The organism is Streptomyces sp. NPDC052236 (assembly GCF_044548015.1).
In the GTDB taxonomy this organism is placed as follows: domain Bacteria; phylum Actinomycetota; class Actinomycetes; order Streptomycetales; family Streptomycetaceae; genus Streptomyces.
Genome location: NZ_JBIUBL010000036.1, coordinates 50,449 through 63,581, shown reverse-complemented (window position 1 = coordinate 63,581; position 13,133 = coordinate 50,449). Strand labels below are relative to the sequence as shown.

Here is a 13,133-nt window from a genome sequence, read left to right as displayed (position 1 = left end):
ATTCATGAAGAGTCCCCTCCAACCAGGACGGCCTGACGCCGCGGACGCGGCCGGGACAGCCGGGACAGCCGGGAGAGCCGGGGCCACCGCACTCCCCCGGCCGCCGTCACCGCCAGCGCCCCGAGCAGCGCCAGCGCCGCCGCCGGAGCCAGGACCGCCCACGGCGCGCGCTCCGCGTACGGCTGGTTCTCGGCCAGCAGCAGCCCCCACTCCGGCGACGGCGGCTGCGCGCCCAGGCCCAGAAAGCCCAGGGCCGCGAGCGACAGCGCGATCCCGGGCAGCCGGAGCAGCGCGTGGCGGGTGACGGCCGGCAGGACGGCGGGCAGCAGTCCGTGCCACAGCAGGTACCAGCGCCCCGCGCCCAGCGCGCGGGTCGCCGTCAGGTGCGTGGTGGCGCGTTCCTGGCGCAGCAGCGCGGAGGTGTGCGCGGCCAGCGGGCCCCAGGCGACCACGGCCACGGCGAGCGCCGGCGTCCACGGGCCGCTGCCCGCGACGCCGGTGACCAGGAGCCCGGCCAGTACCGGCGGTACGGCGGTGGCGATGTCGACCAGGGGGCCCGACAGCCGTGGCGACAGGCCCAGCAGCACCCCTGCCACCAGGGAGGCGGCGCTCACGGCGAGGGCGACGGCGAGCGTGGTCAGCGCCCCGTGCCCGACGCGGGCCAGTACGTCGCGGCCGAGACCGTCGGTGCCGAACGGGTACGCCGCGGACGGGGCTTGGAGCCGCGCGGCCGTGTCCAGGGCCAGGGGATCGCGCAGCAGGCCCAGCGCGATGACGCCGAGCAGCAGCGCGCCGTACACCAGCGGCGGTGTCCGGGGCGCGGGCGGCTCCGGCCGGTGCAGCGACTGGAGCGCCCCGTCCCGCAGCGCGGGTCCCAGGAGCAGCCGGGCCGTGAGCCTGGCGAGCCCGGCGGCGACAGCCGCGACCACCACGAGGGCGAGGGTGCCTGTCTGAAGGACCGGCAGGTCCTGGGCGACGGCGGCCCGCAGGGTGAGCCGGCCGAGCCCGGGGATGTCGAAGATCTGCTCCACGGCGACGGAGCCGCCGGTCAGGCCGACGACGAACAGCCCGAGGTTCGGCAGCAGTCCGGGCACGCAGCGCCGCAGCGCGTGCCGGGCGATGGCGCGCGGCGGGATGCCGCGTGCGGCGGCGGCCGACGCCCACGGCTCGGCGAACGCGCCGGGCAGCAGATCGTCCAGCATCCGGCCGAGCACCGCCCCGGCGAGCAGCCCGAGCGAGAGCGCGGGCAGCACCATCCACCGCGGGCCGTACCAGCCGAGGGCGGGCAGCCAGCCGAGCTGTACGCCGACCACGGTGGCCAGCACCGACGCGGTCAGGAACTCGGGCAAGGCCGCGAGGACCGCCGCCCCGCTGCCACCGCTCCGGCGGCCCGCGAGCCGGCGCCGCGACCCGAGCCACAGGGTGCGCGCGCACAGCAGTCCGGCCGTGAGCGCGGCGACCGCCAGCGCCCCGGCCACCAGCAGCAGCGAGACGCCCAGAGCCTGGACGACGGAGGGCATGACCTCAGCCCCCGACGTCCAGGACCGGCCCGCGTCACCGTGCAGCAGCCCGCCGAACCACTGTCCGAGCAGCCGCAGCGGCCCGGCGTCGAGTCCGAGTTGATCCCGTACGGCCGCCAGCGCCTCGGGCGTGGGATCGCGCTCGGCCGACCTGGCCTTGAGCACGGTCAGCGCCGGGTCCGTACGCGACAGCCACGGCAGCAGCCCGATGGCGCACACCAGCGCGGCCATCAGCGCGCCGCGCCACAGCGGTACGAGGCCGCGCAGCGCGCCGCTCAGCCCCCCGCTCAACGCGCCGCGTATGTCCCCGCTCAGCGCCGGGTCCCGGTGCCGACGAAGGCGCGCTCGTACGGGTCGAGAAGCACACCCCGCACCGAGGCCGCGACTCCGGTGACCGCCTGCTCGTGGACCAGCGGAACGACCGCGCCGGTGGCGAGGATCGCCGCCTCCGCCGCCATGGCCGCGTCCCGCCGCTCGGCGGTGTCGGTGATCCCGGCGGCGCGGGCGACGGCCCGGTCCACCGCCTTGTCGCACAGCTGAGCCAGGTTGTACGGGCCGTCGCAGGTGAAGTCACTGGTGAGCACCGAGACCGGGTCGCCGGTGTCGAGCATCGTGTTGCGGGAGCCGATGAAGGCGTCGAACTTCCCGCCCAGCGCGTCGCTTTCTATGCGTGAGTACTCACGCACCTCCAGCTTGACCTTGAATCCGGCCTTCTGCAGCTGCTGTTGCAGCACCTGTGCGGCCTCGGCCAGCTCGGGCCGGCTGTCATAGGTGGCCAGGGTGATGGCCGCGGACTTCGGCGCCGTGGCCTTGGCCCGGCCGGCCGGCGTTACGCGCTTGCCCGGCGCCCAGGTCAGGGCGGGCCCGAACAGCCCCTGCCCGGCGTCGGCTTTCCCCTCGTACACATTCTTCGCGAGTACGGAGGTGTCGATGGCCTCCCGCGCGGCGGCCCGCAGCCCGGGGTCGGCGAACGCCCCGGAACTGGAGTTGAGGGACAGGCTGACGGTGCGTCCGGTGGGCGTCTCGCGGACGGTGCCCTTGTCCAGGGAGCCCGCCTGCGAGACGGGTATCGCCTCGGCGATGTCCGCCGCGCCGGTACGCAGGGCGTTGGCGCGGGCGGTGGAGTCGGCCGTCCATGTCACGTCGATGCCGGACGCCTGGGCGCGACCGCCCCAGTAGTCGTCGAAGCGGTTCAGGGTGGCCTGGGTCGCGCCGGTGACGCGGGTGAGCTCGAAGGGGCCGGTCGCGGTGCCGATCGGGGAGACGGCCCCCTTCCCGTAGGCCTTGGGGGAGAACACGGCCAGGGTCGGATTGGACAGCCGCTGCGGCAGTACGGGATCGGGCACGGCGGTCGTGACGCGCACCCGCCCCTCGCCCGCGGGCTGTGCGGTGAGCTTGACGCCGGAGAGCGCGGCGGGCACCGGCTTGGCCTGGGTGACACGGGTGAGGGCGGCGGCGACAGCGGCCGGAGTCACCTCCGTACCGTCCTGGAACTTCGCGTCCCGCAGCGTGAATAGCCAGCTCAGGCCGCCCTTTTCGGCACTCCAGGACTCGGCGAGAGCGGGAGCGGCGGTGCCGTTGGCATCCAGCCGGGTCAGGCCTTCGGAGATCCCGAGCCGGGCCAGACTGAACGCGTCCTGGCCGTGCGGGGAGAGGTTCTGGGTGGGCGGGAAGGCGAGCGCGACGCGCAGCCGCCCGCCGTCCGAGGCGGTCGAACCGCCGGACGCCGATGAGCCGCCGGAGGAGAAGCAGCCGGTGAGCAGGGGGGCGAGCAGCAGTCCGGCGGCGAACCGGGGGCGGAGAGGGCGCATGATCCTCGTTTTTCGGGGAGCGTTACGGGCGGGGTACGCCGACAGAGTATATGAACATGATTTCCATTATTCATGGGCCCATGGGGATCTCGAAGTGGAGGATCCCGCCGCCACCGGGCCCGTCCTGCCGCTCCTCGCACACCACCTTGCCCAGCGACCGCCAGAGCTCCTGCGCACCGGGCGCCGACGCGTACGCGTGCAGATACACGGAGCGGTAGCCACCGTCGACCCTGGCGAACTCCAGCAGCTCCGCGACCAGCCGCCGGGCCAGACCTCGGCGGCGGTGCTCGGGCCGCACGTAGACCCGCCGCAGCTGCGCGGTCTCGCCGGAGGGGAAACGCTCGGCCAGCCAACGGGGGTTGGGCGGATGCGCCGGCCCGCGCGAGTCGAGCGCGGCCGTCGCTACGACGGAGCCGTCGCGCTCGTCGGTCGCGACCAGCAGGGCGTGGCGGGCGGGCGCGAGGTAGGCGGCCGCGGGGTCGATGATGTCGCGATGCCAGCACGGCACGTAGCCCGTGCCGAAGTCGCGGTAGACGGCGTCGAGCATGACAACTCGGGCGCCGTCGAGGTCGTCGGGGGTCGCTGGCCTAATGCAGTAGTCATGCACCTGCACATGATATGCATTAACTGCACGGGTTGGCCTACCGAGTCGGCGCTTCCAGCCGTTTGAGCCAGGTGTCGAGGTGCGGACAGACCGCGCGCAGTCCTCGCCCACCCGGCAGGGTCAGGCCTCCTCCCGCAGGATCGTGACGCCCTGTGGTGGCAGGTGCAGCGCTGTCTTGGTGGGGAGTTCGACCGTGATCGGGGCGTCCGTGTGGTTGAGCAGGAACAGATGGCTTCCACCGTCCGCCGCATGGCGGCGCACCGCCTCCACCCCCTCCGGGACCTGTGCGACCGGGCGTACACCGGCCGTGGCAACCGCGTCCGTCAACACCGATGCCAGGCGCTCGGTGTCGAGCTGGGTGCCGATGTATGTGGCGGTGCCGTGGCCATACGTGTTGCGGGTGACCGCCGGCAGCTCACCGAACATGCCGTCCGTGAATGTCGCCAGCGCCTCGGCGCTCTCCGTACGCATCAGGTCCTGCCACTGCGACGCCGTACTCACCGAACCGTCGTCCGACCAGCGCAGCGTCAGGCTCTCGTCGTCCTGGAGTGGGTTGAACTCCTCGATGCGTACGCCGAGTACGTCACGGAAAGCGCCCGGGTGGCCGCCGGGCAGGATGATCTGGTCGTTCTCGTCCACGATGCCGCTGAAGTACGACATCACCAGGTGGCCGCCGTGCTCCACGAAGGCGGTGATGTTCGCGGCGCCCTCGGCGTCGACCAGGTACAGGTTCGGCACGACCAGCAGCCGGTAGCGCGACAGATCGGCACCCGGCCTGACCATGTCGACGGCGATGTTCGCCTGCCACAGCGGCAAGTAGTGGGCCAGCGCCTGGTCATGGAAGGCCAGGTCGGCCAAGGGCCGACCGCCCTCTTCCAGCGCCCACCAGCTCGGCCAGTCCCAGACGATCGCGACCTCGCTCTCGACCCGCGTACCACCGACCTCCGCGAGGTCCCGCAGCTCCGAGCCCAGCGCGGCGACTTCGCGCCAGATCCGTGAATCGGCGCCGGCGTGCGGCACCATCGCGGAGTGGTACTTCTCGGCGCCGAACGCGGACGCCCGCCATTGGAAGAACATCACCGAGTCCGCGCCTCGGGCCACGGCCTGATGCGAGCGCAGCCGGAGCTGGCCGGGCGGGCGGGCGGAGTTGCGCCGCCGGGAGTTGACCGGTCCGGTGGCGGACTCCATCAGCAGCCAGGGCCTGCCGGCGCGCAGTGAGCGCATCAGGTCGTAGTTCATGGCGGCCTTGACGTGGCCGAGCGGGTCACGAGCGTCCGGGTAGGCGTCCAGCGCCACCACGTCCTCCTCGGCCGCCCACTTCCAGTAGTCGAGGAATTTGTACGAGGCCATGAAGTTGGTCGTGACCGGTATGGCGGGGGTGATCCGGCGCAGCAGGTCGCGTTCGGCGGTGAAGCACTCCAGCGCCGCGTCGCCGTTGAAGCGGCGGAAGTCGACGCGCTGCGCCGGGTTGACCGCGCCGAGGACCTTCCCAGGCGGCGTGATTTCCGCCCAGGCGCGGTAGCGCTGGCTCCAGAACGACGTGCCCCAGGCCCTGTTGAGGGCGTCGAGGTCCCCGTACCGGTCGGCGAGCCAGCGGCGGAAGTGCGCCGCCGACGCGTCGCAGTGGCAGCCGTCCACGCCCGGGTACTCGTTGTTGACGTGCCACAGCGCCAGCGCGGGGTGGGTGGCGTAGCGGGTCGCGAGCCGTTCGACCAGGGCGGCAGCCTTGGCGCGGTAGATGGGGGAGGACGAGCAGTAGTGCTGCCGGGAGCCGAAGGTCAGCCGGGTGCCGTCCGCCAGCAGCGGCCGCGTTTCGGGGTGTTCGTACGGCAGCCAGGCCGGCGGGGCGGCCGTCGGGGTCGCGAGGTCCACCGCGATGTCGTGGTCCGCGAGCAGGTCCATGACGCGGTCGAGCCAGTCGAAGGTGTAGTGGCCGGGGTCGGGTTCGAGGAGCGTCCACGAGAACACGCCGACGGTGACGAGGTTGACGCCCGCCTCGCGCATCATTTTCACGTCCTCGGCCCACACCTCCTCCGGCCACTGCTCGGGGTTGTAGTCCCCGCCGTAGGCGAGACGTCCGCCCAGGCGGCTCCGCAGAGCAGCCATCCTCGCGTCCCCGGCGTTCACAGGTGCTCGATCCCGACCGGCACGGTCATGACGCGCTCCGGACCGAGCGTGCGCTCCGGGCCTTCGAGTACGAACGAACCGCGCAGCGGCAGATCGGCGCTGGACGAGCCGACGGAGACCTCGATCGTGCCGGGTTCGACGATCCTGCGCATGTCCTGGCCGGTGAACGAGGTGCGGTCGGCGTGCACCGTGAACGCCACCCGGGCGGCCTCTCCGGGTGCGAGGCGAACCCTGGCCCAGCCCGCGAGCCAGCGTACCGGGCGTACGACCGAGGCCACCGGGTCGGACAGGTAGAGCTGCACGACCTCGGTCCCCGGGCGGTCGCCGGTGTTGCGGACGGTGGCCGTGACGCGAGCCGTGCCGTCGGTGGCCACGGCCGGGTCCACGGCGAGATCCGTGTAGCCGAAGCTGGTCCAGGTCAGCCCGTGCCCGAAGGCGTAGGCGGGTGTGGGGTCGACGGAGCTCCACTCGTGGGGGCCGCCGAGCCGGGAGTGCAGATATGTGCCGGGCTCGCCGCCCGGGCCGCGCGGCACGCTCACCGGGAGGCGGCCCGATGGTTCGACCCGGCCGGACAGGACTCCGGCGAGCGCGGTGCCGCCCTCCTCGCCGGGGAGGAAGGCCTGGACGACCGCGGCGGCGCGGTCGGCGAGCGCGCCGAGCGCGTACGGACGGCCGGACAGCACCACGATCACCGTGGGCGTGCCCGTGTCCAGCACCGCGGCGGCCAGCTCGGCCTGGCGGCCGGGCAGTGCGAGGGTGGCGGCGTCGCAGCCCTCGCCGGATGTGCCGCGGCCGAACAGGCCCGCGCGGTCGCCGAGCGCGAGCACACAGACCTCGGCGTCTCGGGCCGCGGCGACGGCGGCGGCGATGTCGGCGTCGTCGGCGATCAGGACGTCGTGCCCGGCCGCCAGGGTGATCTCGGCGTCGGGCAGCGCGTCGGCCAGCGCCTGCGTGAGCGTCGGGATTTCGATGCCCAGCGACATCTCCGGATGGCGGCTGCCCATGTGGTTCGGGAAGGAGTAGCAGCCGAGCATGGCCCGCGCGTCGTCGGCGAGCGGCCCGGTCAGAGCGATTCGGCCGAGGTCCGGAGCGAGGGGCAGTACGCCGTCGTTGGCGAGGAGGACGACGGACTGCTCGGCGAGCCTGCGGGCGAGCCGCCGGTGCTCGGGCGGGTCGAAGTCCAGGCCTGAGTCCATGCCTGAGTCGAGGCCGGACTCGGTGCCGCTTTCCCTGCCGGTGCTGAGCGGCGCGGTGACATTCTCCTCGCCGGTACGGAGCCGGGCGGTGCGCGTCTCCCCATCCAGCAGGCCCAGTTCGCACTTCAGCGTGAGCACCCGGGACGCCGCCCGGTCCACCAGTTCCTCGGGCACGGCACCCGTACGGACCATGTCGAGCAGCGGCTCCCCGTAGCAGCGGCTCGCGGGCAGTTCCACGTCGACGCCCGCGCGCAGGGCCAGGGCCGCGGCCTCCCCCCGCGAGCCCGCGACGCCGTGCATCGTCTCCAGGAACGAGACGCCGAAGTAGTCGGCCACCACGACCCCGGTGAACCCCAGCTCCTCACGGAGCAGTCCGGTGAGCAGCCGCCGGTCCGCCGCGGCCGGGACGCCGTCGACATCCGCGTACGAGTGCATGACCGACCGTGGGCTGCCCTCGCGCAGCGCGATGGCGAAGGGCTCGATGATGATGTCGGCGAACTCGCGCGGGCCGACCGCCGCCGGGGCCAGGTTCCGTCCGCCCCGCGACGAGGCGTACCCGGCGAAGTGTTTGAGTGTCGCCACCACCCCGGACCGCTCCAGGCCGCGGACATACGCGGCCCCGATGACCCCGACGAGATACGGGTCCTCGCCGATGGTCTCCTCCGTCCGGCCCCACCGGTAGTCGCGGGTCACATCGAGGACCGGCGCGAGGCCCTGGTGGACGCCCGCCCGCCGCAGGCTCGCGGCGACCGCCGTGGCCATCTCCTCCACCAGCGCGGGATCGAAGGACGCGCCCCAGGCCAGCGGGGCGGGGAAGACCGTGGCTTTCCACGTCATGAACCCGGTCAGGCACTCCTCGTGCGCGATCGCCGGGATGGCGAAACGGTTGGCCCGCGCCACCTCGGACTGGACCTCGCGCAGCCGGGCCGCGCCCTCGGCCGGGCCGATCGGCGCCGTGCCGAATATCCGGGTCAGGTGTCCCAGGCCGTCCTTCGCCACCTCGCCGAGCGTCAGCGCCGTACCGCCGAGGTCGTCGGGCATGGGTGCCACCGGGTCCCCGGTGGTCGGTGGCGCGGCCCAGAACGCGCCGAGCTGGGCGACCTTCTCCCGGAGCGTCATACGGTCCACCAGGTCGGCGACGCGGTCGGCCACGGGCAGCGTCGTGTCCCGCCACGGGTCGGTGGCGGCCTCGCTCTCACGTACGGTCTGCGGAAGCGCTTCGGTCACAGAGACACCATCCTTCTGGCAAGCGGGCTGGCAAGCAGACTTGGGCGGTACGTAACACGCTCAGGCGCCGCGCGGCGGAGCGGCGGAGAGCCTGACGCGGAGTTCGGTGGCGAGCTCGACCCGCGGACTGACCAGCGGCTCGCCGTCGAGCAGCTGGAACAGCGTGCGGGCCGCGACCCGCCCCATCTCCTCCAGCGGTTGCCGGACCGTCGTCAGCGGCGGGGAGAGCCAGTCGCACAGCGGCAGGTCGTCGAAACCGACGACACTGAGGTCTTCGGGGATGCGCAGACCCGCCTGGCGGGCCGCCTCGTAGGTGCCCATGGCCTGCTGGTCGCTGCCCGCGAAGATCGCGGTCGGCGCGTCGTCCAGGGCCAGCAGCGCCTGGGACTGCTCGAAGGCGCCCTCGTACCGGAAGTCCGCGTAGCGGATCAGCCGCGGGTCGAGCGGGACGCCCGCGCGCTCCAGCGCCGCGCGGTAGCCGTCGAGGCGCGCCTGGGTGCAGAGCATCTCGCGCGGGCCGCCGATCGCGGCGATCCTGCGGTGCCCCAGCGAGAGCAGGTGCTCGGTCGCGGCCAGGCCGCCCGCCCAGTTGGTCGCTCCCACGCTGGCGAGATCACTGTCGGGCAGGTCGACCGGGTCGATGACGACGAGCGCGACGCCCGCCTGTTCGAGCTGGGCGCGCTGCTGCGGGGTCATGCGCCCGGTCACCAGGATCACGCCGTCGCTGTGGTGCAGCGCGGGCAGCGAAGTCCAACTGGAGGGCCGGGCGTCGTCGCCGCGGACACAGGAGACGACCGTGCCTACGCCGCGTGCGGCGCACTCGGACTCCACACCGCGCAGGATCTCCACCGCCCAGGGGGAGTCGAGACCCCCGATGACGAGGTCGATCAGTCCGGAGCGACGGGCTCTGCGGCCACCCGGCGGGAGGTAGTTGTACGCCTTGAGCAGTCGCTCGATGCGTTCCCTGGTCGCCGGGGCGACGTCGGTACGTCCATTGAGGACCTTCGAGACCGTGGCCTGGGATACCCGGCCCTCGGCCGCGATGAACGCGAGCGTGGGGCGGGTGGGCTGCTCACCCGTCTCCTGTTGTGTCTGAACGTCGCGTCCCACGGTGCTCCTTCACTGCCTGAGGTTGCGAATAGTATCGCAAGCTTTCGGCCGCTCCCAGAGGCAGGAAGAGAAAGATCCTCACCGGCCTTGAGCCTGGCCCAGCCCGCCTCGATAACGGCTTCGATCGATTTTGCAGAACATTCGTCCGGGCTCTTGACCCGGCAAAACCACATTCCTAGGGTACGTCAGCAACACCTTGCCGACATCTTTTCGAAAAAGTATCGACTATCCGTCGTAACTCCCCCTACGCCCTAGCGGCGTGGGAGGTACCCCCACCACCTCCTCACCACGTGGTACCGCCCCACCCAATCCCAGGAGGCCCCGTTGTCCACCCAACCCCTCTCACGCCGTTTCTTCCTCACCACCGCAGCCGCCGGAGCCGTCGCCGTGTCCGTGCCGCTTCTCAGCGCCTGCGGCAGTTCCGGACCCGGAGGGTCGAAGGGCGGCTCCAAGACCCTCCAGGTGTGGGCGTTGCAGGACGAGGCCCAGAACCCCATCCAGAGAGCGGCGATCACACACTTCAACAAGTCCTCGGAGTCGAAGCTGAAGCTGGTGCCGTTCGCCAGCTCCGGCAGCTCCGGCTACTCCGACAAGCTCCGCGTCGGCATGGGCTCGTCCAACGCGCCGGACCTGATCTTCAACTGGGGCGCCGGCAGCCTCCGCCCGTACGTCGAGGCCGGCCAGATCGCCGACCTGACCGCGCAGCTGGAAGCGGACGCCACCTGGAAGCAGTCCTTCCTGCCCTCCGTCCTCGACGCCGGGAAGATCGACGGCAAGTACTACGGCATACCGCTGCGCGGCATGCAGACCGTCCTGGTCTTCTACAACAAGACGATGTTCGAGGGGTTCGGCAAGGAGGCCCCGAAGACCTACGACGACATACTGGCCCTGGTCGACTTCTTCAAGTCGAAGAAGATCCAGCCGTTCGCGCTGGGCGCCGTGGACCAGTGGCCCAACCTGGTGTGGATCGAGTACCTCGTGGACCGCATCGGAGGCGCGTCGGTCTTCGAGAACATCGCCGCGGGCAAGGAAGGGGCCTGGCGGGACCCGGCGGTCAAGCAGGCCCTGGAGAAGATCCAGGAGCTCGTCGAACGCGGCGCGTTCGGCACCAACTTCGCCTCGGTCAACTACGTCAACGACGGCGCGGGGCTGCTGTTCGCCCGGGGCAAGGCGGCCATGCATGTGATGGGCACCTGGGAGTACACCAACCAGCTCGACAAGCACCCGGAGTTCGCGAAGAAGGACCTGGCGTTCGCGCCGTTCCCGTCGGTCGCCGGAGGCAAGGGCGATCCGGCCTCGGTGGTCGGCAACCCGACCAACTACTTCTCGGTCAACAAGAAGTCCGCCGACGTCGACGCCGCGGTCAAGTTCCTCAAGGACGAGATGGCCAGCGCCACCTACGTCGACGCGCTCATCAAGGCGGGGGACGTGCCGGCCGTCGCGGGCCTGGAGTCGAAACTGGGCACCGCCCCCAACCCCGAATTCGGGACGTACGTCTACCAGATGGTGCAGAAGGCGCCGAGCTTCACGCTCTCCTGGGACCAGGCGCTCTCCCCCAAGTACAAGAACCCCCTGCTGACCAGCCTGCAGAAGGTCTTCCTCAAGCAGATGACACCGGACCAGTTCATCGACGCCATGGAGAAGATCAAGTGACAGGTCTCCTGGGGCAGGAACGACCGACCCGGGTGGCGAAACGAAAGCGGCACGGTCTCGGCCCGGCCGAAGCCGCGGCTTCGGCCGAGAGCAGCGTGGACAAGGCCGCCCGCCCGGGTCTCCTCTGGATCCTGCCCGCCGGGCTGTTCTTCGCGCTGTTCGCCGGGCTGCCGCTGATCCTGGTCGCCGTGCTGTCCTTCACCTCCTGGGACGGCCTCGGCACGCCCGAGTTCAACGGTCTCGAGAACTGGACCCGCGTGCTCTCGGACAGCGCCGTCTGGGAATCGCTGCGCATCAGCCTCCTACTGATGGTGCTGTGCTGGGCCGTGCAGACACCGCTCGCCCTGCTGCTCGGCGTCTGGGCGGCCGGGCACCAGTTCAACCGCGCGGTGCTGTCCGCCATCTTCTTCGTGCCGCTGCTGATGTCGACGGCGGCGATCGCCATCACCTGGCGGACGCTGCTCGACCCCAACTTCGGTCTCGCCGCGACGATCGGCCCCTGGTTCGGCTTCCCGGACGGCAATTTCCTCGGCAGCGCGAACGGCGCGATGTCCGCCATCGTCGCGGTCGTGGCCTGGCAGTTCGTGCCGTTCCACACCCTGCTGTTCCAGTCGGCCGCGCGCCAGGTGCCGCGCATGCTCTACGACGCCGCCCTCATCGACGGGGCGGGCCGCTACCAGCAGTTCTGGCACATCACGCTGCCGCAGCTGAAGAACACCATCGTCATCTCCTCGGTGCTGATGCTCGTCGGCTCGCTGACGTACTTCGAGACCGTCCTCATCCTCACCAACGGCGGCCCCGGCACCGCGACGACCGTGTTGCCCCAGCGCATGTACGTCAACGCCTTCAACAACTACGAGATGGGGTACGCGAGCGTGATCGCCCTGGCGCTGGTGCTGCTCGGCACCGCGCTGTCGCTGCTCATCGTCCGCTTCTCCGGCTACACGAAAATGCGCAGCACGCTGGAAGGGATGTAGGACCCGTGGCTGTCCTCCAAGAAAAGCCAGGGGCCCGCAGGCGCCCCCACTGGGCGGCCGGCGTTGCCTCCCTGGTCTGGCTGGCGTTCGTCGGCATACCGCTCTACGTCATCGTCAAGGCCAGCGTGCAGACCCAGGACAGTTACCTGGACGGCAGTCCGCTGTCGCTGCCCAAAGCCTTCACGCTCGACAACTTCGCCGAGGTCTTCGACAGCGGGTACACGCGCTACCTGATCAACACCGCGATCGTCACCCTCGCCAGCGTCGCACTGACCGTGCTGCTGGCCTTCCCGGCGGCGTACGCGATCGTACGGTCGCGCAGCCGCGTCGTCTCCGCGACCTTCCGAGTGTTCCTGGCCGGTCTCGCGGTCCCGGCCCAGGCGACGATCATCCCCGTCTATCTGATGATCACGCGGATGGAGCTGTACGACTCGCTCACCGCCGTCATCCTGCCGACCGTCGCCTTCGGGCTGCCGCTCAGCGTGCTCGTGCTCACCTCGGCGCTGCGGGACGTGCCCCGGGAGCAGTACGAGGCGATGACGCTCGACGGCGGCGGCTCGGTGCGCCTGATGTGGAGTCTGGCGCTGCCGCTCAGCCGCGCCTCGCTGATGACCGTGTCGATCTACAGCGCGCTGCACGCCTGGAACGGGTTCATCTTCCCGCTGATCCTGACGCAGTCGGAGGAGAACCGGGTCCAGACGATGGGCCTGTGGAGCTTCCAGAACGAGTTCGGATCCAACGTGCCGGGCCTGATGGCAGCGGTGCTGCTGTCGGCGCTTCCCGTGTTCGTCCTCTATCTATGCGCGCGCCGGTGGCTCATCGCAGGGCTGGCCGGTGTCGGCGGAAAGTAGGTCCATCATGTCCGCACTCCCCTCTTCCTCTTCCTCTTCTTCCTCTTACTCGTCTTC

General features: G+C 71.2%; 9 protein-coding genes. 3 read left to right on the top strand and 6 right to left on the bottom strand.

Features of this window, described 5'->3' with window-relative positions; genetic code table 11:
* Nucleotides 1–2: 2 nt before the first annotated feature.
* The 6 genes from ACIHCQ_RS39190 to ACIHCQ_RS39165 all read right to left on the bottom strand — a co-directional run bounded on the left by ACIHCQ_RS39190 (nt 3) and on the right by ACIHCQ_RS39165 (nt 9,595).
* Nucleotides 3–1,751 (bottom strand): ABC transporter permease subunit, encoded by a 1,749-nt coding sequence (locus ACIHCQ_RS39190; protein ID WP_399673517.1) that lies wholly within the window; start codon nt 1,749–1,751, stop codon nt 3–5.
* A gap of 80 nt (nt 1,752–1,831) precedes the next feature.
* Entirely contained in the window at nt 1,832–3,331 is a 1,500-nt protein-coding gene (locus tag ACIHCQ_RS39185) for an ABC transporter substrate-binding protein (protein WP_399673476.1), read from the bottom strand.
* A gap of 70 nt (nt 3,332–3,401) precedes the next feature.
* Complete coding sequence (locus ACIHCQ_RS39180; RefSeq protein WP_399673474.1) at nt 3,402–3,938, bottom strand: GNAT family N-acetyltransferase; 537 nt, start codon at nt 3,936–3,938, stop codon at nt 3,402–3,404.
* Nucleotides 3,939–4,055: 117 nt separating this feature from the next.
* Nucleotides 4,056–6,041, bottom strand: coding sequence for a beta-galactosidase (locus ACIHCQ_RS39175; RefSeq protein WP_399673472.1), 1,986 nt, complete (start codon nt 6,039–6,041; stop codon nt 4,056–4,058).
* Between the two features lie 17 nt (nt 6,042–6,058).
* Complete coding sequence (locus tag ACIHCQ_RS39170) at nt 6,059–8,485, bottom strand: glycoside hydrolase family 3 N-terminal domain-containing protein (protein WP_399673470.1); 2,427 nt, start codon at nt 8,483–8,485, stop codon at nt 6,059–6,061.
* A 60-nt stretch (nt 8,486–8,545) separates the two neighbouring features.
* Nucleotides 8,546–9,595: a LacI family DNA-binding transcriptional regulator gene (locus tag ACIHCQ_RS39165; RefSeq protein WP_399673468.1), complete on the bottom strand. Its 1,050-nt coding sequence runs from the start codon at nt 9,593–9,595 to the stop codon at nt 8,546–8,548.
* A 324-nt stretch (nt 9,596–9,919) separates the two neighbouring features.
* Here ACIHCQ_RS39165 and ACIHCQ_RS39160 point away from each other — a divergent pair, with 324 nt between their 5' ends.
* From ACIHCQ_RS39160 to ACIHCQ_RS39150, 3 genes are read left to right on the top strand one after another with little or no spacing between them, the layout of a single operon-like run.
* Complete coding sequence (locus ACIHCQ_RS39160; RefSeq protein WP_399673465.1) at nt 9,920–11,248, top strand: extracellular solute-binding protein; 1,329 nt, start codon at nt 9,920–9,922, stop codon at nt 11,246–11,248.
* Nucleotides 11,249–11,280: 32 nt separating this feature from the next.
* The gene (locus tag ACIHCQ_RS39155) at nt 11,281–12,225 is read left to right on the top strand and encodes a carbohydrate ABC transporter permease (RefSeq protein ID WP_399673463.1); all 945 of its coding nucleotides are present in this window, start codon (nt 11,281–11,283) and stop codon (nt 12,223–12,225) included.
* Nucleotides 12,226–12,230: 5 nt separating this feature from the next.
* Nucleotides 12,231–13,076, top strand: a complete 846-nt coding sequence (locus ACIHCQ_RS39150; protein ID WP_399673461.1) for a carbohydrate ABC transporter permease — start codon at nt 12,231–12,233, stop codon at nt 13,074–13,076.
* Nucleotides 13,077–13,133: the final 57 nt, after the last annotated feature.

Excerpts from the sequence above, each read along its gene's own strand:
- ACIHCQ_RS39185 (WP_399673476.1), bottom strand. The coding sequence starts at position 3,331 with ATGCGCCCTCTCCGCCCCCGGTTCGCCGCCGGACTGCTGCTCGCCCCC.
- ACIHCQ_RS39175 (WP_399673472.1), bottom strand. The coding sequence starts at position 6,041 with ATGGCTGCTCTGCGGAGCCGCCTGGGCGGACGTCTCGCCTACGGCGGG.
- ACIHCQ_RS39190 (WP_399673517.1), bottom strand. The coding sequence starts at position 1,751 with ATGGCCGCGCTGGTGTGCGCCATCGGGCTGCTGCCGTGGCTGTCGCGT.